This is a genomic window from Oceanobacter mangrovi (assembly GCF_019740315.1).
GTDB lineage: Bacteria > Pseudomonadota > Gammaproteobacteria > Pseudomonadales > Oceanobacteraceae > Oceanobacter > Oceanobacter mangrovi.
The window spans coordinates 12,810-34,788 of the sequence record NZ_JAHXZR010000007.1 but is presented as its reverse complement, the minus strand read 5'-3'; the positions used below and the strand labels follow the sequence as shown (position 1 = coordinate 34,788).

Here is a 21,979-nt window from a genome sequence, read left to right as displayed (position 1 = left end):
AACAAGCGGCTCCGGCCGCTTTTTTTATAACTGTCAGAAAGCGGGCATTGGTTATGGCCCGATTATTGCGATAACTGGTTCACAGATTCAATTTTCTGACGGACCCGATTATGGCCATTGCCGCAACCCAGGTACTTTCACAGCTCAAGCAGGGCAGTTCGACCCTGTTGAAGGGAAACCTCAGCATCCCGCTGATGGTTGTTGTGCTGCTGGGTATGATGACCCTGCCGCTGCCGCCGATGCTGCTGGATACCTTCTTTACCTTCAACATTGCTCTGTCGATTGTGGTGTTGCTGGTGAGCGTGTATGCCAGAAGGCCGCTCGATTTCGCCATTTTCCCGACCATTCTGCTGGTCGCCACCTTGCTGCGGCTGGCATTGAACGTGGCCTCGACCCGCGTTGTGTTGATGAATGGCCACGAGGGTGGTGATGCCGCCGGCAAGGTGATCGAGGCATTTGGTGAAGTGCTGATTGGCGGTAACTACGCGGTGGGTCTGGTGGTCTTCATGATTCTGATGATCATCAACTTTGTGGTGGTCACCAAGGGTGCTGGCCGGGTATCCGAAGTGAGTGCCCGCTTCACTCTCGACGCCATGCCCGGCAAACAAATGGCGATTGACGCCGATCTCAACGCCGGCCTGATTGATGCTGATTCCGCCCGCACCCGTCGTGCCGAAGTGGCTGCTGAAGCCGACTTCTACGGCTCCATGGATGGTGCCAGCAAATTCGTCAAAGGTGACGCCGTCGCCGGTATCCTGATTCTGTTGATCAACGTGATCGGTGGTTTTGCCATTGGTATGGGCCAGCACGCCCTCAGCTTTGGCAATGCAGTGGAGGTTTACACCCTGCTGGCGATTGGTGACGGTCTGGTGGCGCAGATTCCATCGCTGCTGTTGTCGGTCGCCACGGCCATCATGGTGACTCGTAACGGCAGTGATGAAGACATGGGCACTCAGGTGGTTGGCCAGATGTTTTCGTCGGCCAAGGCGCTGGGGGTTTCTTCTGGCCTGATGTTCCTGATGGGCGTGATTCCGGGCATGCCGCACGTGGTATTCCTCGGCGCGGCGGCGATTTCCGGTGGCCTGGCCTACGCCATTCGTTACAAGAAAGAAGGTGGCCAGCTTGGCGATGCGGTGGTGAAACGCCTTGGTGGCCAGCCTAAAGCAGCTCCTAAAGCGCTGGCTGGCCCTGCCGGTAAGGGTGGCGCGCTGGAAGCGCCGAAAGAAAAAGCCGAGCAGGCGATCCGTCAGCTGGAGGTCAAGGAACTGGGCTGGGATGACGTTGAGCCAGTCGACCGGGTTGGCCTGGAAGTCGGTTACCGGCTGATTCCACTGGTCGACAAACACCAGAACGGCCAGCTGCTGAGTCGGATCAAGGGCGTCCGTCGCAAGCTCTCACAGGATCTGGGTTTTCTGATGCCGTCGGTGCATATCCGCGACAACCTCGATCTGCTGCCCAATCAATACCGTATTACCCTGATGGGCGTCACTCTGGCAGAAGCCGAAATTCATCCTGAACGGGAAATGGCGATTAATCCCGGTGAGGTGTTTGGCAAGATCGAAGGCATTCCCGGCAAGGACCCGGCCTTCGGCATGGATGCTTTCTGGATTGAAGCCAGTCAGAAAGACCGCGCCCAGACACTCGGTTATACCGTCGTTGACGCCAGTACTGTGGTAGCCACTCACCTCAATCAGAAACTTTACCGCCATGCCCACGAATTGCTCGGTCATGAAGACGTTCAGAAGCTGGTCGACATGCTTGCCAATACCTCGCCCAAGCTGGCGGAAGAATTGGTGCCCAACAAGGTGTCCGTCAGCCAGTTGCTGACGGTGCTGCAAAGTCTGCTGAAAGAGCATGTGCCAATTCGGGATATGCGTTCAATCGCCGAGTCTTTGGCGAATAGCCCTGCCAATAGTCAAGATTCTGCCGCTTTGATTGCGGCCGCACGGATGGGTCTGCGCCGCCTGATCGTCCAGAACATCTATGGCCACGCGGATGCGCTGCCGGTTATCACGTTGGATCCAGGATTGGAACAGCTTTTGCTTAAGTCATATCAGCAGTCCTTGCAACAGGCTCAGCAGACCGGTGGTCAGGCGGGCCTGGTGCTCGAACCGGCCATGGCAGAGACGCTCCAGCGTTCACTGACCGAAGCGGTTCAGAATCAGGAGATGGCAGGGCACCCGGCAGTATTGCTGGTTACCAGTCAGATCCGCGCAGCGATGGCACAGTTTGTCCGTAACTCGCTGGAGCAATTGCACGTGCTGTCGTATCAGGAAATTCCGGATACCAAGAGCATTACGATTTCAGCAGCTGTCGGTGGTAAACGCTGACACCCGGTCGCAACCAGGGTAACCAGAGGCCAGGCCTCTAACGTAGACGAGACGTCCTTATGAAAGTGAAACGCTTTATTGGCTCAAACATGCAGTTGGCGCTGCGTCAGGTCTCCCGCGAGCTGGGAGAGGACGCGGTGATTCTGTCGACCAAAAAAGTGGCTGAAGGCTTTGAGGTTGTCGCCGCTCTGGATTACCAGTCTGACGCTGCCGCCCAGCACAACGCCGAAGTGGATCGTCAGTTGCAGCTGCAACAGGAACTGGAACGCGCCAAGGCGCTGCAGCAACAGCGTCGTGAAGCCATAGCCCGTGGTGAAACCCCACGTGAAATTGACCTCGACCGCGATATTCGTGGCGAGCTGCCCGACATGACCTATCAGCGCCCGCAATCAGCCAGAGCTGCTCGTCCGGCAGAGCGTCAGAACATCAGTCAGCGAGCTGATCAGGGCGTCAATAAATCGGCTGCAGCGCCAACCATGGCAGCAGCAACTGCGTCTTCTGAGCAGACCGATTACAGCGAGTTGCTGGCGAAGATGAGTGGCGAGCTGCAGGAACTGAAAAACTGGATGGTCAGCCATGGCGGCAGTGCCTGGGATAGCGGTCGGCCAATGACCTGGCAGCAAAGCCAGCTGTGGAATCGCTGTCAGGATGTCGGCCTGGAACCCGCCTGGGCTGACAAGATCGTCGCCCGTGTGCAGCCATCCGACAATATTGAAGAGGCCTGGAAACAGGCGATGCGGCAGATTGCCATGGAATTGCCGGTAGTGAAGTCCGGCAGCCTCGACAAGGGCGGAGTATTTGCTCTGGTTGGCCCGACCGGTGCTGGCAAGACCACCACCATCGGTAAGCTGGCAGCCCGCTTTGTCATGCACAACGGTGCTGATTCGGTCGCACTGGTGAGTATCGACAGTTACCGCATGGCAGCCCAAGACCAGCTGCGTTCAGTGGCGCGGATTCTGGGGGTGCAATTGCACTCGGTCACACCGGGCAATGATCTGGCACCACTGCTGGATCAGCTGGTGGGCAAGGAAAAGAAACGTCTGGTTTTGATCGATACTGCCGGTTTGGCCAGTCAGGATCCGGCGTTTCCGCAGCAATTGTCTATGCTTAAGCAAGCGTCTGAGTGCCAGGTCAAGGCTGCTCGTCTGCGCTGTCTGCTGACGTTGCCACTGACCAGTCAGGGTCGTTGTCTGCAGGAAAATTATGAACATTATAAAGAAGCCGGTCTGGCCGGCTGTATTTTCACCAAACTTGACGAATGTTTCAGCCTGGGGCCAGCCATGAGTGTGGCGGCGTTAACCCGGATGCCGGTGGTGATGGTGGCTGATGGCCCCCGCATCCCGGACGATCTGCATTACCCGGATGCAGGCAAACTGGTCAAGCTCGCTGAGCAAATGGCTCGTATGGCACGTACTCGCTGGCAAGCAGCAGACGCCATGCGCAGCCCGGCCCGGCAAGCAGGTTCTCAACACGGAGTTCAGTAGTTATGGCAAAACATCCTGTACAGGTAATCGCAGTCACTGGTGGCAAGGGGGGCGTCGGCAAGAGCAACATGTCCGTCAACCTGGCGATTGGCCTGGCTGAGCTGGGACGCCGTGTGGTTGTACTGGACGCTGACCTGGGTCTGGCCAACATCGATATTTTGCTGGGCATCAGCGCTGGCCGTACCATTGAAAATGTATTGGCAGGTGAATGTGACTTGCGTGACATCATGGTCCGTGGTCCGGGCGGTATTCGTATCGTGCCTGCAGCATCCGGCACCCAGAAACTATCGCAGCTGAACACGCTTGAACATGCTGGCCTGATCCAGGCGTTCAGTGACCTGGCCGATGACATTGATGTATTGATTGTCGATACCGCGGCCGGTATTTCTGACACCGTGATCAGCTTTGTCTGTGCCGCGCAGGAAGTCATTATGGTGGTGACCGATGAGCCAACCTCCATCACTGACGCCTATGCCCAGATCAAGCTGTTGAGCCGCGATTATGGGATGTTCCGCTTCCGTATTGTCGCCAACATGGTGCGTACCCCGCAGGATGGCCATGCCCTGTTCGCCAAGCTGACCAAGGTGACTGACCGTTTCCTCGATGTGGCGTTGCAGTACGTTGGTGCGATTCCACAGGACGATGCGGTCAAGCGCGCGGTGCAGCGTCAGAAAGCGGTCATCGAAGCCTATCCGCGTTCACGGGCGGCGATTGCCTTCCGGGCGCTGGCGAAAAAAGTGGACTCCTGGCCGCTGGCTTCAACGCCTCGTGGCCATCTGGAATTTTTTGTTGATCGACTGGTGCAGCAACAAGTCGGAGCCTGAATGTGAATCGCAGTTGCATGGCTTATACCTCGGTTGAGGGAAACAGCGTGGACGAGCGCGTGCGTGAGCACGCCACGCTGGTCAAACGTATTGCTCATCACTTGCTGGGCCGCTTGCCGGACTCGGTGCAGCTGAATGATCTGATCCAGGCGGGCATGCTTGGCCTGCTGGAAGCTGCGCGCAAGTACGACGGCGAGAAGGGCGCCAGTTTTGAAACCTACGCCGGTATCCGTATACGCGGTGCCATGCTGGATGAAATCCGTAAGGGCGATTGGGCTCCACGCTCGGTGCACCGCAACAGCCGTCGCATCAGCGAGGCGATCCAGCAGATTGAAAGTGAAAAAGGCCGTGATGCTGACGACAGCGAAGTGGCCGAACGACTGGGCATCAGTGCCGACGAATACCATGCGATTCTGCGTGACAGTGCGGGTTGTCGGCTGTTCAGTTACGAGGAAATGCTCGAGAACCATCACGACAGTGTGGATGCCATGCTCGACTCGGACGACGAAGATCCGTCCCACAGTGTTGAACGTGGCGCTTTCCAGAAGCAACTGGCAGATGCCATTCGGGATTTGCCGGAGCGTGAGCAACTGGTGCTGGCGTTGTATTACGACGAAGAACTGAACCTGAAAGAAATTGGTGCCGTGCTGGGCGTCAGTGAAAGTCGGGTCTGTCAGATTCACAGTCAGGCGGCACACCGCTTGCGGGCTCGTTTGGGAGGCTGGATGTAGCATCTGGCTTCTCATCGTACCGTTTCCTGCCCTTTATCCTGCTGCTGTTGCCTGTCTGCACGTTTATCAAGGTCGGTTATCTGACCCCTTGCTGTTTCCCTTCTGTATTCATAACGCTTTCCTGCTCAAGTAGTTACCGAAATTGCCGATGACTTCGGAAGTGGCGTATTCACTGAGGTCGGAGCCAATTGCCCAAATTGGTTTCTGGTAGTGAATTCTCTCAGGCATCAGCTGGATAACCGTCAGAGTGGGTCTACACTTCCTTTAACACCCCGGTGTTGGGGTAATGCCACCGGGTAGCTGGACGGCTTGAGATTGAGTCGATTATTGGAGGTCGTTTTGGACAAGAACATGAAAATTCTCATCGTTGATGATTTCTCTACGATGAGACGCATCGTTAAAAATCTGCTGCGGGACCTGGGTTTTACCAATACCGCCGAAGCGGATGATGGCTCGACTGCCTTGCCGATGCTACAGCAGGGCGACTTCGACTTTCTGGTGACTGACTGGAACATGCCGGGCATGTCGGGCATTGATTTGCTCAAGAAAGTTCGGGCTGATGAACGTCTGCGTCACCTGCCGGTACTGATGGTTACGGCAGAAGCCAAGCGCGAGCAGATTGTGGCGGCGGCTCAGGCCGGTGTGAACGGCTATGTCGTCAAGCCGTTCACGGCAGCGGTGCTTAAGGAAAAGATTGAGAAGATCTTTGAGCGTGTCGAAGGCTAACTCAGGGATTTATTCATGTCCGAAAGTTACCAGTCTATTGGTTCACAGCAAAGCAGCGAGGAGATGAAGCTCCTCGCCCAGACCATGGTCGAGAGTCTCGAACGTGGCGATCTGGGGCAGGCTGTGGCGCTGGTGAACCAGATGAAAGAGGTTCGTGACAAGACTCTGTATCTGGAGATTGGTCGACTCACCCGTGCCCTGCACGAGTCGATCAAGAATCTCAATATTGAGTCTGTTGGCGCCGGTTCAGAAATCGATAAAGCCACCGACAAGCTCCAGTACGTCATCGAAATGACCGATAAATCGGCCAACCGCACCATGGATCTGGTCGATGCCGGTATTCCCCTGGCGGCAACGTTGAATGAGCGATCCACGGCGCTTCGGGAGCAATGGCAGAAGTTTCTCAACAAGGAGCTGAAGCCGGACGAGTTTCGCTCTCTGACCCGTGACATCCAGGAATATCTGGTAGACAGCGAACGTCATTCCCGTCAGATCAAGGACCAGTTTTCCGAGATTCTGCTGGCGCAGGATTTTCAGGATCTCACCGGTCAGGTGATCCAGAAAGTTGCCGCGCTGGTGCGCGATGTTGAAAGCCGTCTGGTTAACCTGGTGGTGATGGCAGGCACGGTTGACCAGATTACCGGTATTCAGCACCAGGGCCTGGACGCCGAGCCTGAGGTCAGTGAGACCAAAGAAATCGTGGCGGAAGGGCCACAAATCGATAAAACCGTAGATGGCGTGGTCGCCAGTCAGGATGACGTAGATGACCTGTTGTCCAGTTTGGGATTCTAAAGGAGCAGGTAAATGAGCTTCGATGCTGATGAAGAGATTCTTCAGGATTTTCTGGTAGAGGCTGGCGAAATTCTTGAGCTGCTGTCCGAACAGCTGGTGGATCTGGAGCAGCGTCCGGACGACCATGATCTGCTGAATGCGATTTTCCGTGGCTTCCATACCGTCAAGGGTGGTGCTGGCTTTCTGCAGTTGTCGCCGTTAGTGGACTGCTGTCACGCCGCTGAGAACGTGTTTGATACCCTTCGTAATGGCTTGCGCAGTGTTGATGCCGACCTGATGGACGTGGTTTTGCAGGCACTGGATGCTGTCAATAGCATGTTTGACGATGTGCGTTCTGGTGCCATACCGGAGCCTGCTGATCCCTATATCATTCATCAGCTGCATGATCTGGCACAGCCGCAATCAGCGGCGCCCAAAGCGCCAGCCCAGCCGGTTGCCAAACAGCCAGAGCCGCTGCCAGAACCTGTGGTGGAAACACCTCAGCCCGTTGCAGCGCCTGCCAGCAGTGGCACTGATAGTGATATTACCGACGACGAATTTGAACAGCTGTTGTCTGCATTGGATGATCAACACGACGAACCGGCAGCGGTCGCCGAACCCGAGGCTGCTGCCGCAGGGATGGGACTGGATGACGATGACCTGTTCGATATTCCTTCTGCTGGTGCCAGTTCCGACGATGAAATCACGGAAGACGAATTCGAAGCCTTGCTCGATCAGATTCACGGCAAGGGTAAACACGGCGCTGTCGCTGTTGGGACTCCGGCGAGTGAGCCCGTGGCCGCCGCAAAACCTGAGCCGGTTGCTGAAGTAGCCGAAGAAGTAGCCCAGGACAGTAGTCTGGCCAGTGATCTGATTACGGACTCGGAATTTGAAGAGCTGCTGGATCGCTTGCACGGCAAAGGCAAGTTCAGTGTGGAGGCGGCCCCGGAAGTCGCCGCAGAGCCTGTGCATGAAGACGTTGCTGAAGCGGCCCCTGCGGTCGAAGAATCGGCATCTTATCAGCCGGACCCTGAACCTCATTTTGAAGCGCCTGTGGCTGCAGCGGGTGGTGCCGGTGCACGTCCACCGGCAGCGGCTGCCACTCGTGCCGCCGCTCCGGCTGCCGATCGTAAACAGCACGACAAGGAACCGGCTGGCGAAGCCACTGTGCGGGTTGATACCAAGCGTCTCGACGACATTATGAACATGGTCGGCGAGCTGGTGCTGGTGCGTAACCGGCTGGTACGGCTGGGTCTGAAGAGCCAGGATGAATCCATGGCCAAGGCGGTTGCCAACCTCGATGTGGTGACTGGCGACCTGCAGACCTCGGTAATGAAAACCCGTATGCAGCCGATCAAGAAAGTCTTTGGTCGATTCCCGCGAGTGGTACGTGATCTCGCGCGGCAGCTGAAAAAAGAAATCAACCTCGAACTGCGTGGCGAAGAAACCGATCTCGACAAAAACCTGGTTGAGGCGCTGGCTGACCCGCTGGTTCACCTGGTGCGCAACTCGGTTGACCATGGTGTCGAAACCCCGTCTGAACGGGAAGCAGCTGGTAAACCGCGGGTTGGTTCTGTGGTGCTGTCTGCCGAGCAGGAAGGCGATCACATCCTGTTGCAGATTCAGGATGACGGCAAGGGGATGGATGCCAACCTGCTGCGTCGCAAGGTGGTTGAAAAAGGCCTGATGGAACAGGACGCGGCAGAGCGCTTGACCGAACAGGAATGCTTTAACCTGATCTTTTTGCCGGGCTTTTCAACCAAGGATCAGATTTCTGACGTCTCTGGCCGGGGTGTTGGCATGGACGTGGTGAAAACCAAGATTTCCCAGCTTAACGGCACTATTCGGATCGATTCGTCTCCTGGCATGGGTACCACCATTGCGATCAAGGTACCACTGACGCTGGCGATTATGCCGACGCTGATGGTGATGCTGGAAAACCAGGCGTTTGCCTTCCCGCTGGTCAGTGTTAACGAAATTTTCCATCTCGACCTGACCCAGACCAACATCGTTGATGGCCAGGAAGTCGTGGTCGTGCGTGAGCGGCCGATTCCGCTGTTCCACCTGAAGCGCTGGCTGGTGCCTTCCAAGGCTCACGCCAAAGACCGCACCGGTCATGTGGTGGTGGTTTCGGTGGGAACCAAGAGTGTCGGTTTTGTGGTTGATCAGCTGGTTGGTCAGGAAGAAGTGGTGATCAAGCCACTGGGCAAAATGCTGCAGGGAACGGCCGGTATGGCCGGTGCCACCATCACGGGTGATGGCCGTATTGCCCTGATTCTGGATATCCCCAGCATGTTGAACCACTACGCAGCCCGCCATGCATCGGCTGCCTGAGAGCTCGGCCGGAACCCTGGGGTTCTGCCCGGCGTGATTTAATGCCCCTGCCTGGCGGGGGCTTGTAGAGCTGCAAATCTATGAGCATCAAGGTACTGGTTGTCGATGACTCCGGCTTTTTCCGTCGGCGGGTGTCGGACATTATCAATGCAGACCCTCGTATGCAGGTGATTGGCGAAGCCAGCAATGGTCGTGAGGCCATTGACCTGAACGAACAGCTGAAGCCGGACGTCATCACCATGGATTACGAAATGCCGGTGATGGACGGTATCACCGCCTTGCGCAATATCATGCTGCGGCGGCCAGTGCCGGTATTGATGTTTTCATCGCTGACCTTTGAAGGCGCCCGCGTCACGCTGGATGCGCTGGATGCCGGGGCGCTGGATTATCTGCCGAAGAATTTTGACGCGGTGGCCAAGGGCACGGCGGAAATACGCCGGATGCTGACCGACCGTATTGTTGCTGTATCGGGCAGTCGGATGGGGCGCGCAGCTGTAGCCCCGGCTCACACGCCAGAACCAGCGCGTCCGTCTGTTGCAGATACTGCTCCACTGCGGCCAACAGCACGCGTGGAGGCTGGCACGGTACGCGCCAGCAAACCGGTGGAGGCTGTGCCGGTTGTCAGCAAACCACCAAAATCCTTGCACGGTATCGAGCTGGTATTGATTGGCACCTCGACGGGTGGTCCGGCCGCCTTGCAGACCCTGTTCAAGGGGCTGTCACCGACCTTCCGCAAGCCGATTATTATTATTCAGCATATGCCAGCCTCGTTTACCAAGGCATTTGCCGAACGTCTGAACAGCATCAGCAGCATGACGGTGAAAGAAGCCGTCGATGGTGATCGTATTGCTGCCGGACATGTCTATGTGGCTCCCGGTGGCATGCAGCTGATGCTGGAAAACCGTGGCCAGCCCGCCATTCGTATTCGTGAAAGCGACGAACGGGTGAACTATCGTCCAAGCGTCGACATTGCCTTTGCATCCGCCGCCAAGAACTTTGGCAGCAAGGCGCTGGGGCTGGTGCTGACCGGCATGGGTGCGGATGGCAAGGAAGGTGCGCGACTGATGAAGTCGGCTGGCGGCCATATCTGGGCCCAGGACGAAGCCAGTAGTGTGATTTACGGTATGCCAATGGCGGTCGCCAAGGCTGGCTACGCTGACGATATTGTCTCGCTGAAAGATATAGGGCCGCGTTTGTCGACCGATCTTGTCTGACCAACAGTCTGCAAGGAGGGGCCATGGGGTACTGGCGTTTGCCACTCTTGCTGCTGGCACCAGTGATGATTGTGCTGGTGTTTGGCATCGAAGGGGGCAGTCTGACGATGCTGTGGAACCCGATGGCGGCGGTGATTGTCATTATCGGCAGCCTGTTGGCGACCTTTGTGCCAGCGCCGCTGGTCGCGGTGCAGCATCTGGCCCAGGCGCTCTGGCGTTTGCCTGCCGATTCCAGTTTTGGCCTCAAACAACTCTCTGACCGCATCGTTAACTGGGGTAATACCCGTCGTCGCAAGGGTAATCCCGGACTGGAAGAATTGCTGCAGTCCGAGCGGGATCTGTTTTGTGCCCGTACCCTGCGACTGATTGCCGATGGCCATCCGCCTGCCGATATTCGCCAGACTCTCGAAAATGAACTCAACTTCCGCTTTGCCCGCAACCAGCAGGCGCTGGCGCTGCTGACCAATCTGGCGGGTTATCTGCCAACGCTGGGGATTGTCGGCGCGGTACTGGGGTTGATTCAGGTGCTGTCCGGTATCAGTGACCCGGATACCCTCGCCAAGGGCATTGCGACGTCGTTTGTGGCGACTTTCTACGGGGTCGCCCTGTCGAATCTGGTGGTATTGCCGCTACAGCAGTTCTTGCAGCACCGTTTACAGGTGCAGAGCAATTTTTATTGGGCGCTGGTGCAGGGGGTTGATGACCTGCTGCATGGCACAAACCCTGTCGCGATTGTGGATCGGATCCGTGTCTGGCATCAGTGACGAAACCCCGGCATCACGCCGGGTGGGGCAGGCCAAACCACCGATGCTGCCGGAGCAGGACAGCGATCATCATCGTTGGCTGTTGTCCTATGCCGACTTTATTACCCTGTTGTGTGCCTTTTTTATCATGTTGTACGCCATGAGTGAGATTGACCGCCGCCAGGGGACTAACCTGCTTGAACAGTTGCAGCAAAGCCTGGGGCAAATTGCCACTGACAGCAAGTCGATGGGCAATGACGGCACCCCTGTGGTGGTTGACGCAACAGCAAATACTCCAGCGCCGCCCGCCGCTGAATCGCTGTCAGCAGAGAATCCTGCAGAAACGACTGAAACGCCATTGGCAGTAGCTACCAACAAACTGCGCCAATTAACTCAACTTTTTCCGCCCGACGCCGATACCAGCATCAGACAGGCTGAAAAGTGGACCAGCCTGGCGTTGGCGGGTGAGTTTGTATTTGCCAACAACCAGTATCGATTGAGCCCGGCGGGACGCCAACGTATAGAACAGCTGGCGCAGGCGTTACGCGAGTGGCCGTATGTGATTCAGGTGATAGGCCATTCCAGTGTGATGCCGCAATCTGGCTTTGACAGTAACTGGCAGTTATCGGCCATGCGAGCGGCCAGTGTGGCTGATGAATTGGTAACTCAGGGCGTTGCTCCGGCACGGCTGCTGGCAACCGGGGTTGGCCATTACCATCCAGCCTTGCCGTCAGCCGCTGGCTGGCAAGCGAGCGAGACCAGTGTGGTTTCGGCGCGGGTTGAAATCGTGTTGATGGTCAGTGATGGCGATGAACCCTGGGCAGCACCGGAAACCGGGGCGCAATAAGTCCGTGTGGAGTGGAACAGACTTTGCTCCAGTCCTGATAACCGCCCAAAGCGGCAATAAAGTGCTGGTACTGATGGCCAGCAAACAGATTGAAGCGCGTCAGTTACTGGATTTCAGAGCGCTGGCGACAGATTAATGACTTTTACCCGGTACTTTGGCCGGGTGTTCTATCAGGGGTGACCACATGCGAGTCTGGTCGATTGCAAATCAGAAAGGTGGTGTTGGCAAAACAACCAGCGTTGTCACATTGGGCGGCTTGCTGGGCGAACGCGGTGAACGGGTACTGCTGGTGGATCTCGATCCCCACGGCTCCCTGACCAGTTATTTCAAACTGGACCCGGACAGCCTTGAGCACAGCATGTATCAGCTGTTTTTCGACGACAACTGCAAAGACCGCGACTACATTGGCCAGGTGATTCGGCCAACCTCCTTGCCGAATGTACATTTGCTACCCGCTGCTACCTCGCTGGCCACGCTTGAACGTCAGGTCAGTGGTCAGGAAGGCATGGGGCTGGTGTTGTCCCGTTCGCTGGCCCAGGTATGGGATGAATACGACTATGCCCTGCTGGATACGCCCCCCATTCTCGGCGTGTTGATGGTCAACGCACTGGCCGCCTGTCAGCGATTGGTGATTCCAACCCAGACCGAACATCTGGCTATGAAAGGGCTGGAGCGCATGGTGCATACCCTGCAAATGGTGATGAAGTCCCAGCGCCGCCAGTTACCTTATACGATCGTGCCAACCATGTTTGACCGCCGGACTTCAGCCTCGGTCATTACGCTCAAGGAAATGCGCCAGATCTATCGCACTAATCTGGCCGCCGAACCGATTCCGGTGGACACCCGTTTACGCGATGCCAGCCACGAAGGTGTGTTTCCACATCAACTCGGTGAAGAAAGCCGTGGCCTGCGGGTTTATCGACATTTATTAACTGCGCTGGACCATGATGTCGAAAGGACTAGCCAGCATGCGTGAGTCTCGCGGCAGTGTTGATGAGCTGATCGGCAGCTATCTCGACGGCCTGTTACTGGATCCGCTGCCGCTGGCTGATGACGCTATTGAAGTGGCTGCTCTGGAAGACTCTGAGCCGGACCAGCTTGAACCTGCAACCAACTGGAACGCGGTACTGGAGCAAGCGGTTGCCAGCTCGCGGGCAGGGCAGCAACAAGTTGCCGTCACAGAATCCGCTGAGATGATTTGCAGCCTGCCGGAGGGCATGGCGCTGTTACCTGTCAATACAATCGGTCAGGGGCATCGTAGCCAGCTGCCGTTACAGTTGCTGGATGGCCTGTTTCTATTAAGGCAGTTGCCGCGTGGGAGTCGTGTTCACGGTGCCTTGCTGGCATCGTGTCAGCAGCTGGTGGTTCGGCTTGAAGCGGCAGGAATGTATCCATGAGTGATAACGCCAAACGTCCTAACAAGGTTGATGGAGTCCTGCAGGGCTATCTCGACGACTTGCTGCTGGAATTACCGGGCAGCTCCGGCAAACCAGCCGCCGCTGAGCGCTATAACCGTCCGCCAGCACCGCCAGCAGGAGTTGAAAACAGAGTCCAGCCACAGGCTGCTCGCAGTCCTCAGCCTGAAAAACCGGCGATGCCAAGATTTGCCGAGCCAGAGCCGCCCAAGCCGGTGTTAATGCCACCGGTTGTGGTGGCAGAAACAGCGGTAGAAAAGGTTGTTGCAGACAAAAGCGTTTCTGAAAAAAGCGTTGCTGAAAAAGTCATTCCGATTGCTCCAGCAGCAAAGCCGCAAACTGAATTAGCTCAACCGGCAGTTGCGCTGAAGGTCGCTGAAGCAAAGGTTGTTACGCCGCCGCTCGAAACCAAACCCGTTGCGAGAACCAGGGCTCCCGTCGTTCCGTCGGCCCCTGACGTTAGTAAACAGGCTGTCAATAAAGCGACGGCGACTTCGGTGCCTGAAGCCACCTTGATGAGCCAGAAAAATGACACCGCAGCAGCGCTGGCGTCATTGAACTGGCAATCTGGCGGTGGTGTTGATTGCCTGATCTTTATCGTTTGTGGGCTCAAGCTGGCGATTCCCTTGCCATGGCTGGGTGGTGTGCATCGGGTGTCCGACAAGATCACGCCGCTGTTTGGTCAGGCGCGTTGGTCATTGGGCGTCTGGCAGGGAGAAAAGGGCAAGCTCACGATTGTCGACAGCGCCTTGCTGATGATGCCGGAGCGTCAGCGCAGCCTGCAGGATGAAGGCTATGAATATTTCATCCAGCTCGACCGCTCCCCATGGGCCGTGGCCTGCCAGCAGATTTGTGACACCGTCAAACTGGATCAGAACGCTATCAAGTGGCGCGGTGAACGTAGCAAGCGGCCCTGGCTGGCCGGTACTGTGATTGATGAAATGTGTGCCCTGATTGATGTGCCAGGGTTGTTGGGTTTGCTGGAGGACAACCGTCGTCCAAAGCGGGCTGGCGCTCACCAGTCCTGAAGTTTTTGTCTTGTGCTGCCGTCGCTGCAAGCTGACGGTGGCGTCCCGTCTGATGTTGACAGACTGTCACGAATTTTCTTTTCTGCAAACTGGTACACATTGTGCTCTGTTCTATAGTTAAGAAAGGTTCGCCAGGTTTACGTCAGGCCGTGGCCTTTCTTATGAGGATGTTTTTATGTCAGCTATCGCCGGAAACAAAAGTGCCGAAGATCCCGTCTTGCAATGGGTCACCTTCCGCCTGGAAAACGAAACTTACGGCATTAACGTAATGCAGGTGCAAGAAGTGCTGCGTTACAGCGAAATCGCCCCGGTGCCAGGAGCGCCGGATTATGTACTGGGCATTATCAACCTGCGCGGCAATGTCGTGACTGTGATTGATACCAGACGGCGTTTTGCCTTGCCGACCGCTGACACGACTGACCAGACCCGTATCGTGATCATCGAAGCGGAAAACCAGGTCGTCGGCATCCTGGTTGATGCAGTGGCGGAAGTGGTTTATCTGCGCCAGTCAGAAATTGAAACCACGCCATCTGTCGGGAACGAGGAAAGTGCCAAATTCATTCAGGGCGTTTGCCACAAGAATGATGAGTTACTGATCCTCGTGGATCTTGAAAAACTCATGACCGACGAAGAGTGGTCAGAATTACAGGGTTTGTAACCCTGAAGGAAACGACAAATGTGGCCTTTGACAATTGAGCAGTGGGCATTGGCAGGCGCAGTAACTATGCTGATAACAGGTTTCCTGTCGATTCAGCGCATGCGTCAGCGGATCGTGCGACTGGAGCAGCAAAACACTGCCCAGCGTCAGCGCGTCAGTCAGCTGCAACAGAATCAGGAGGCCATGAACCAGAGTGTGGTTGGCATGGGGCGTAAAATTCGCCAGCTGACCCAGCGTCTGGGCGAGGCGGAACAACGTGCCTTGTTTACGCCGGGAGATGAAGCATCGTATCAACAGGCCGCCCGACTGGTGCGGCTTGGTGCGAACGCCAGGGAGCTGGTTGAAAGTTGTGGTATGGCGAGAGCCGAGGCCGAGTTGTTGCTATCGCTGAAAGGTCGAGTACATTAAGAATAAGAAGACAACCTGAATGATTCAGGTGGAAAGGGACACTCACAGGCGGTGACTCTCAAGGGAATGGCAATCGATCCCCCGCGCAAACGGGCAGGAGGTGATTATGTTGGCAGTACCGGCAGGCTTGATATTGATGATCAGTCTGGTGACGCCGATGACGCAACCACAGCCGCAGCCATCGTCTCTGCTGGCCAATCGCATCATGGATGCGACCCAGATGGAATATTCACCGGAATTTACCGATCTCTATCTGATTGAGACGGCTGATCGTTTTCGCTCAATCCAGATCTATTGCAATGCCAGCAGCTGTTACAAGGTGCGTGGCGTCTACAAGTTTGTCTGACAGCAGGCGGGCAATGCAGCCCGCCTGTCAGCACTCTGACTGAAAATCAGTCCTGACGTGCAGCCAGAATGGCAATCACATCATCGTGATGGGTTTTGGTTTTGACCTTTGGCATTACGTGCAGAATCTTGCCTGCCTCATCAATGATGAAGGTGATGCGGTTGACGCCCATATATTCCTTGCCCATAAACTTCTTCAGGCCCCAGATGCCATAAGCCTGGCACATGCTGGTGTCTTCGTCAGACAGCAGGTCGAAGTTGAGGTTGTCACGGTCGATAAACTTTTGCAGACGAGCTGGTTTGTCCGGGCTGACGCCGACGGCTACTGCATTGTATTGCGCCAGTTCTTCCTTGCTGTCGCGCAGGCCGCAGGCCTGGGTAGTGCAGCCGGGGGTCATGGCTTTGGGGTAGAAATACAGCACCAGTACCTTACCGGCATAATCCTGCAAGGTGACTGTTTCGCCTTTTTGATTGAGGGCGCTGAACGCCGGTGCGTCGCTGCCAACTTCAGGCAGGTTGAGTGCACTCATGATTTGCTCCTTGTCTGCTGTTCGTTTGATCTTGGTTGACCCATGTTATTCGATCAAGCGCAATCAGTTCAGTAATTCCAGCTGAATCGGACCACGCGGAATACAGCAACAGAGCAGCACTTCATCATCGTTGATCCAGGCCATTGGCTCGCTGGTGTAGTGTACTTCGCCAGATAACAGGCGAGCACGGCAGCTGCCACAGTAGCCTTCACGGCACTGGAAGTGGACGTCGATGTTTTGTGCCTCAAGCGACTCCAGCAGATTGTTGGCGTACTGGAAGCGGGCCTCACGACCATCACTGAGCATAACGCTGTAAATTGCGGGGGCCATACCATCCAGCTCCAGCTGTGGCGTTGGCTCCGGATGTTCAGGATCATTCTCGGGCAGATACAATTCCGCCTGACGTTGCTCGTCGGCGCTTTCTGCGCTGGATGGCTCAAGGTCGAAGTCAGGCTGGTCGTTGCTGCGGCCATCCAGTTCAAACCAGTCGTTATCATTACTGGAGGCGGACTGGCCGGGAAGTTCCTCCCGGCGCTTGTTGAGGGCTTTCATCAAAGGTCGAAATCACCAAAGTCACTGGTATCGACTTCACTGTCGATCGCGCCTACCAGGTAGGAGCTGATCTCGGACTCTTGTGGCGCAACCTGTACGTTGTCGCTGTTGAGCCAGGAGTTGATCCATGGCAGTGGGTTGGAGCGGGCTTCGAAAATACGGTCGAAGCCAAGCGCAGCAATACGCTGGTTGGTGATGTATTCAACGTACTGGCAGAGGATGTCCTTGTTCAGGCCAATCATGGAGCCGTCCTTGAACAGGTATTCGGCCCAGTCTTTTTCCTGCTGCGCTGCTTCCTTGAAGATGCGTACCACGTCGGCTTTGCACTCTTCGGCGATGTCGGCAAATTCTGCATCGTCCTTGCCGCGGGCAATGATTTGCAGCATGTGCTGGGTGCCGGTCAGGTGCAGGGCTTCGTCACGGGCGATCAGTTTGATGATCTTGGCGTTGCCTTCCATCTTGGCGCGTTCGGCAAAGGCGAACGAACAGGCGAAGCTGACGTAGAAGCGAATGGCTTCCAGCACGTTCACTGATACCAGGGTCAGGTACAGGCGGCGCTTGAGTTCATGCATGGTGACTTCAACTACTTCACCATTGATGGTGTGGGTACCTTCGCCCAGTTGCTGGTACCAGCACGACAGCTCAATAAAGGCGTCGTAGTACTGGGTAACGGACACGGCCCGACGGGTGATGTGTTCGTTACGGGTAATATCGTCAAAGATCACTGCCGGGTTTGGCACAATGTTACGCACAATGTGGGTATAGGAGCGGCTGTGAATGGTTTCGCTGAATGACCAGGTTTCGATCCAGGTTTCCAGCTCCGGCAGCGATACCACTGGCAGAAACGCCACGTTGGGGGAGCGTCCCTGTACCGAGTCCAGCAGGGTCTGATATTTCAGGTTGCTGACGAAAATGTGTTGCTCATGTTCCGGCAGGTCGAGGAAGTCCTTGCGATCGTTGGTCAAGTCAACTTCTTCCGGGCGCCAGAAAAAGGACAGCTGCTTTTCGATCAGGTTTTCAAAGATCTTGTGTTTCTGCTGGTCATAACGGGCAACGTTGACTTGCTCCCCAAAAAACATGGGCTGGGCAAAGGTATCAAATTCGTTACGGTTAAACGTGGTGTATGGCATGGCCGGTATCGTCTCACCTGGCCGTCGCGCGGCCGAGTTATTCAGATGGTTCAAAAAGCAAACCCGCGTGAGCAGAAACTCACGCGGGTGGGGAATCTTACCATGACCAGACGCTATCTGCTGGTCATGGTTCGCAGGGAAAACCCGGATCAGATTTTACATGCACCACCGGCACAGTCATCATCTTCCGGAATGATGGCTTCTTTCTGCGGGTCTTCCATACCGTCACGGGTATTATGATAGTACAGGGTTTTGACGCCGTTCTTGTAAGCCATCATCAGGTCTTTCAGCAGCTGCTGCATTGGTACCTTGCCGCCGAAACGGGATGGGTCATAGTTGGTGTTGGCAGAGATCGCCTGGTCGACAAACTTCTGCATAATACCAACCAGCTGCAGGTAGCCAGTGTTGTTGGGGATCTGCCACAAAAGCTCGTATTGGCCTTTCAGCTGCTCGTAGTCTGGCACCACCTGTTTGAGGATACCGTCCTTGCTCTGTTTAACGCTGATGTAGCCACGCGGTGGCTCGATGCCGTTGGTGGCGTTACTGATCTGCGACGACGTCTCTGATGGCATCAGTGCGGTCAGGGTTGAGTTACGCAGACCGTGGGTACGGATGTCGGTACGCAGCGCTTCCCAGTCGTAGTGCAGCGGCTCGTCACAGAAGGCGTCAACGTCTTTCTTGTAGCTGTCGATTGGCAGAATGCCCTGGGCGTAGGTGGTGTCACCGAACATCGGGCAGGCACCTTGCTCCTTGGCCAGTTCAACCGAAGCCCGCAGCAACCAGTACTGGATGGCTTCAAAGGTCTTGTGGGTCAGGCCATTGGCAGAACCATCGGAATATTTCACGCCGTTCTTGGCCAGGTAGTAGGCGTAGTTGATCACGCCTACACCCAGGGTACGACGACCCATGGTGGCTTTGAGGGCTGCCGGTACCGGGTAGTCCTGGTAGTCCAGCAGGCTGTCGAGAGCACGTACGATCAGATCGGACAGTTCCTGCAGCTCATCCAGCTGGTCAACCTTGCCAAGGTTGAAAGCGGCCAGCGTACAGAGGGCGATTTCGCCTTCTTCGTCGTTAACATCGTTCAGAGGCTTGGTTGGCAGCGCAATTTCCAGACACAGGTTGGACTGACGTACCGGTGCCTTTTTGGGGTTGAACGGGCTGTGAGTATTACAGTGGTCAACGTTCTGGATGTAGATACGGCCGGTGCTGGCACGTTCCTGCATCATGCTGGAGAACAGGTCGACGGCCTTGACGACTTTCTTGCGGATGCTGTTGTCCTGCTCGTACTTGGCGTACAGCTGGGCAAAACGCTCCTGGTCTTCAAAGAAGGCGTCGTACAGGCCTGGTACGTCGGATGGTGAGAACAGGGTGATGGTGCCGTTCTGACGCAGACGCTCGTACATCAACTTGTTGATCTGAACGCCGTAGTCGATGTGGCGAACACGGTTTTCTTCCACGCCGCGGTTGTTTTTCAACACCAGCAGGGATTCAACTTCGTAGTGCCAGATCGGGTAGAACAGGGTAGCTGCACCACCACGTACACCGCCCTGGGAGCAGGATTTCACGGCAGTCTGGAAGTGTTTGTAGAACGGGATACAACCGGTGTGGAAAGCTTCGCCCCCACGGATCGGGCTGCCCAGAGCACGAATGCGGCCACCATTGATACCAATACCGGCGCGCTGGGATACGTATTTAACGATGGCGCTGGCAGTGGCGTTGATGGAGTCGAGGCTGTCGCCGGCTTCAATCAGTACACAGGAGCTGAATTGGCGGGTTGGCGTCCGCACACCGGCCATGATCGGGGTTGGCAGTGACAGCTTGAACGTTGATACCGCATCGTAGAAGCGTTTGACGAAATCGAGACGGCGTTCCTTGTCGTAACCGCTGAACAGGCAGGCAGCGATCAGGATGTAGAGGAACTGGGCACTTTCGTAAACTTCACCGGTAACCCGGTTTTGTACCAGATATTTGCCTTCCAGCTGTTTTACGGCGGCGTAGCTGAAGTTCAGGTCGCGGCTGTGGTCGAGGAAGGTTTCCATCACACCGAATTCTTCGTCGGTATAGTCAGTCAGCAGGTGTTCGTCGTAACGCTTCTGGTCGACCATCTTGCGGACTTGATCAAGCAGTGTTGGTGGCTCATAGCGACCAAAGGCTTTTTTGCGCAGATGGAAAATGTTCAGGCGGGCAGCCAGATACTGGTAGTCCGGTGCTTGCTCGGAAATCAGGTCGGCAGCGGCCTTGATCAGGGTTTCGTGGATCTCGGAAGTCGGGATGCCATCGTAGAACTGCAGGTGAGCGCGCAGTTCAACTTCTGATACTGAGACGTTGTCCAGTCCATCCGCGGCCCAGGTAACGACCTTGTGGATCTTGTCCAGATCGATAATTTCCTGGCGTCCGTCGCGTTTGGTGACTTTTAGAGAGCTGTTCATGTTGATTGCGCCTGTACTCAATTTGTTTTCGATCACATCCATGCTCAACAACCGGTGTTTTCAGTGAAATAGCCAGCTCTGGGAAACTGGTGAGTAACTTGCGTCTGTCTGGTTGGCGAGCCGGGATGTGTCGGTGTTCAGTATCTGACCACGGACACGCCCGGGAGTATCATCCGGTGTCCCACCACTGCCAACCGGCAAGCGCAAACGGTGGCGTAGTTTAACACCTGTTTGTGATTGCTTTTATGCGGTGAGTAACAGCTTGATAGCAAGGGCTTGTTCATTCTTGATGGAAGAAACCTGACGTTTCTGAACGTCTGACCGTGGAGAAGCGACACAAGATAATGGGCCTCGGCTGCCGATTCAACCCCATATATTGTGTGTTGACTGTTGCGGGTGTGGATAAGGTGTGCACGACTTGTTGGTCGTTGCAGAGTAACTTGTGCGCGATTTGTGACTAGCGCTCTGGAGCCCTTATTAACCGGGCTTGTGACAAAAGATACAGGATATTAATCATCAGTAAGTTTTTGTGCATTTCGTTGTTTTTGCGTCTAAAGTTAGGGAAAGCCCGCAGTAATTGCGCCTTCTGTTATCTGCGTTGTAAGGATCATTACCTGAATGGGCTACAGTGTTTTATTAACATGTATAACCACAGTTTGTGTGTTTTGTAGGTAATGATCGTTAGTTTGCAGCTGCTGCCGTAACTAGAATAAGGCCAATACTGGAGATACAACCAATGGCAAATGAGGCCCTGATGCACGACTCTGATGAAAACTGGCGCATATTGATTGTTGAAGACGATGAAAGACTGGCTGCTTTGACAAAAGACTATCTGGAAAGTAACGGCCTGAAAGTCTCAATAGAAGGTGATGGTGCGCGAGCCATCGAGCGGATCAAGTCTGAACAGCCGGATCTGGTGGTATTGGACCTGATGTTGCCGGGGGAAGATGGACTGGCTGTGTGTCGTCTGGTTCGTCCTCATTATCGCGGACCGATTCTGATGCTGACCGCCCGCACCGAGGATCTCGATCAGGTGTTAGGCCTGGAAATGGGCGCTGATGACTATGTTGCCAAACCAGTACGCCCACGCGTATTGCTGGCCCGTATTCGTGCCCTTTTGCGCCGGATTCACGATGTGGCTGAGCCGGTTAAAGAAGAGAGCAGCCAGGAAAACCGCCTGACCTTTGGCAATCTGGTGGTTGACAGTGCCATGCGCGAAGCCTGGCTGGATGGTCGCAGTATCGATTTGACCAGTGCAGAATTTGATCTGTTGTGGTTGCTCAGCAAAAGCGCCGGTCGTGTGCTGACACGCGAGGAGATTTTCCATCAGTTACGTGGCATTGAATACGATGGACAGGATCGCTCCATCGACGTGCGGGTTTCCCGTATTCGCCCGAAAGTGGGTGATGATCCAATGAACCCTCGACGTATCAAAACGGTGCGCAGCAAGGGCTATCTATTCGTCAAGGAAATCTGAGTC

General features: G+C 55.6%; 21 protein-coding genes. 17 read left to right on the top strand and 4 right to left on the bottom strand.

From position 1 onward, the window contains the following. Positions 1–110 precede the first annotated feature (110 nt). From flhA to K6123_RS14660, 16 genes are all read left to right on the top strand, one after another. Positions 111–2,330, top strand: a complete 2,220-nt coding sequence (gene flhA, locus K6123_RS14735; protein ID WP_221799041.1) for a flagellar biosynthesis protein FlhA — start codon at positions 111–113, stop codon at positions 2,328–2,330. Positions 2,331–2,389: 59 nt separating this feature from the next. Further along, the gene (flhF, locus tag K6123_RS14730) at positions 2,390–3,814 is read left to right on the top strand and encodes a flagellar biosynthesis GTPase FlhF (RefSeq protein WP_221799039.1); all 1,425 of its coding nucleotides are present in this window, start codon (positions 2,390–2,392) and stop codon (positions 3,812–3,814) included. Between the two features lie 2 nt (positions 3,815–3,816). Then, on the top strand, positions 3,817–4,638 hold the full coding sequence (locus K6123_RS14725; protein WP_221799037.1) for a MinD/ParA family protein: 822 nt from the start codon (positions 3,817–3,819) through the stop codon (positions 4,636–4,638). Positions 4,639–4,655: 17 nt separating this feature from the next. Further along, positions 4,656–5,369: an RNA polymerase sigma factor FliA gene (locus K6123_RS14720; RefSeq protein ID WP_221799447.1), complete on the top strand. Its 714-nt coding sequence runs from the start codon at positions 4,656–4,658 to the stop codon at positions 5,367–5,369. Positions 5,370–5,720: 351 nt separating this feature from the next. Further along, positions 5,721–6,095 (top strand): chemotaxis response regulator CheY, encoded by a 375-nt coding sequence (gene cheY, locus K6123_RS14715; RefSeq protein WP_425517709.1) that lies wholly within the window; start codon positions 5,721–5,723, stop codon positions 6,093–6,095. Between the two features lie 15 nt (positions 6,096–6,110). Then, the gene (locus tag K6123_RS14710) at positions 6,111–6,887 is read left to right on the top strand and encodes a protein phosphatase CheZ (RefSeq protein ID WP_221799034.1); all 777 of its coding nucleotides are present in this window, start codon (positions 6,111–6,113) and stop codon (positions 6,885–6,887) included. A 12-nt stretch (positions 6,888–6,899) separates the two neighbouring features. After that, positions 6,900–9,200, top strand: coding sequence for a chemotaxis protein CheA (locus K6123_RS14705; protein WP_221799032.1), 2,301 nt, complete (start codon positions 6,900–6,902; stop codon positions 9,198–9,200). A gap of 80 nt (positions 9,201–9,280) precedes the next feature. Beyond that, complete coding sequence (locus K6123_RS14700) at positions 9,281–10,414, top strand: protein-glutamate methylesterase/protein-glutamine glutaminase (RefSeq protein WP_221799030.1); 1,134 nt, start codon at positions 9,281–9,283, stop codon at positions 10,412–10,414. A gap of 23 nt (positions 10,415–10,437) precedes the next feature. Then, the gene (locus K6123_RS14695) at positions 10,438–11,178 is read left to right on the top strand and encodes a motility protein A (protein ID WP_221799028.1); all 741 of its coding nucleotides are present in this window, start codon (positions 10,438–10,440) and stop codon (positions 11,176–11,178) included. Then, positions 11,162–12,004, top strand: a complete 843-nt coding sequence (locus K6123_RS14690) for a flagellar motor protein MotB (protein WP_221799026.1) — start codon at positions 11,162–11,164, stop codon at positions 12,002–12,004. The genes K6123_RS14695 and K6123_RS14690 overlap by 17 nt, the downstream gene beginning before the upstream one ends. 184 nt (positions 12,005–12,188) lie before the next feature. Then, positions 12,189–12,980 (top strand): ParA family protein, encoded by a 792-nt coding sequence (locus K6123_RS14685; protein ID WP_221799024.1) that lies wholly within the window; start codon positions 12,189–12,191, stop codon positions 12,978–12,980. Beyond that, positions 12,973–13,401, top strand: coding sequence for a hypothetical protein (locus tag K6123_RS14680; protein WP_221799022.1), 429 nt, complete (start codon positions 12,973–12,975; stop codon positions 13,399–13,401). Before K6123_RS14685 ends, K6123_RS14680 begins: the two co-directional genes overlap by 8 nt. Beyond that, on the top strand, positions 13,398–14,447 hold the full coding sequence (locus tag K6123_RS14675) for a hypothetical protein (protein WP_221799020.1): 1,050 nt from the start codon (positions 13,398–13,400) through the stop codon (positions 14,445–14,447). The genes K6123_RS14680 and K6123_RS14675 overlap by 4 nt, the downstream gene beginning before the upstream one ends. A 175-nt stretch (positions 14,448–14,622) precedes the next feature. Continuing rightward, a complete protein-coding gene (locus tag K6123_RS14670; RefSeq protein ID WP_221799018.1) occupies positions 14,623–15,105 on the top strand; it encodes a chemotaxis protein CheW in 483 nt (160 codons plus the stop codon). Positions 15,106–15,123: 18 nt separating this feature from the next. Further along, on the top strand, positions 15,124–15,513 hold the full coding sequence (locus K6123_RS14665; protein WP_221799017.1) for a DUF2802 domain-containing protein: 390 nt from the start codon (positions 15,124–15,126) through the stop codon (positions 15,511–15,513). Positions 15,514–15,619: 106 nt separating this feature from the next. After that, positions 15,620–15,859: a hypothetical protein gene (locus K6123_RS14660; RefSeq protein WP_221799014.1), complete on the top strand. Its 240-nt coding sequence runs from the start codon at positions 15,620–15,622 to the stop codon at positions 15,857–15,859. Positions 15,860–15,905: 46 nt separating this feature from the next. Here the strand turns inward: K6123_RS14660 and bcp are convergent, their stop codons facing one another. The 4 genes from bcp to nrdA form a co-directional block, all read right to left on the bottom strand. Next, positions 15,906–16,388: a thioredoxin-dependent thiol peroxidase gene (gene bcp, locus K6123_RS14655; protein WP_221799012.1), complete on the bottom strand. Its 483-nt coding sequence runs from the start codon at positions 16,386–16,388 to the stop codon at positions 15,906–15,908. A 63-nt stretch (positions 16,389–16,451) separates the two neighbouring features. Beyond that, on the bottom strand, positions 16,452–16,940 hold the full coding sequence (gene yfaE / locus K6123_RS23470; RefSeq protein WP_343224002.1) for a class I ribonucleotide reductase maintenance protein YfaE: 489 nt from the start codon (positions 16,938–16,940) through the stop codon (positions 16,452–16,454). After that, on the bottom strand, positions 16,940–18,070 hold the full coding sequence (gene nrdB, locus K6123_RS14645) for a class Ia ribonucleoside-diphosphate reductase subunit beta (protein WP_221799010.1): 1,131 nt from the start codon (positions 18,068–18,070) through the stop codon (positions 16,940–16,942). Before nrdB ends, yfaE begins: the two co-directional genes overlap by 1 nt. A 149-nt stretch (positions 18,071–18,219) precedes the next feature. After that, positions 18,220–20,499 (bottom strand): class 1a ribonucleoside-diphosphate reductase subunit alpha, encoded by a 2,280-nt coding sequence (gene nrdA / locus K6123_RS14640; protein ID WP_221799008.1) that lies wholly within the window; start codon positions 20,497–20,499, stop codon positions 18,220–18,222. A 736-nt stretch (positions 20,500–21,235) separates the two neighbouring features. Between nrdA and K6123_RS14635 the strand changes: the two genes are divergently transcribed. Then, the gene (locus K6123_RS14635; protein WP_281423945.1) at positions 21,236–21,976 is read left to right on the top strand and encodes a response regulator; all 741 of its coding nucleotides are present in this window, start codon (positions 21,236–21,238) and stop codon (positions 21,974–21,976) included. The last annotated feature ends 3 nt before the right edge of the window (positions 21,977–21,979 follow it).